The sequence below is a fragment of the Telluria sp. AZSoR62 genome (genome assembly GCF_058111565.1).
On the sequence record NZ_JBYTST010000358.1, the window covers coordinates 1 to 264 of the forward strand.

Annotated in this window: 1 protein-coding gene; it reads right to left on the reverse strand. The window is 62.9% G+C overall.

All coding sequences use genetic code 11. The annotated features are described in order from the left end of the window. Positions 1 to 264 (reverse strand): dihydroxy-acid dehydratase domain-containing protein (locus tag AC3XQU_RS24100; protein ID WP_489876649.1); only part of this gene is annotated, 264 nt, incomplete at both ends.

A 264-nucleotide genomic window follows, 5' to 3' on the forward strand; every position in this document is an offset into this window, starting at 1 on the left:
CTCGGCAGCGAATACAGCATGCCGTCATGGCCCATGGCGATGCCGTCATCCACGGCGATGGTGTTGAATTCTTTGGCGACACCGCCGGCGCGTTCGATCTCGCGGGCGACCAGCTGGCCCAGGTCCTTGAGGTGGACGTGGCCGGGTACGAATTGGGTGAACGAGTTGGCAATCGCGATGATCGGCTTTTTGAAGTCGTCATCTTTCATCCCCGTGGCACGCCACAGTGCGCGGGCGCCGGCCATGTTGCGGCCGTGGGTGGAT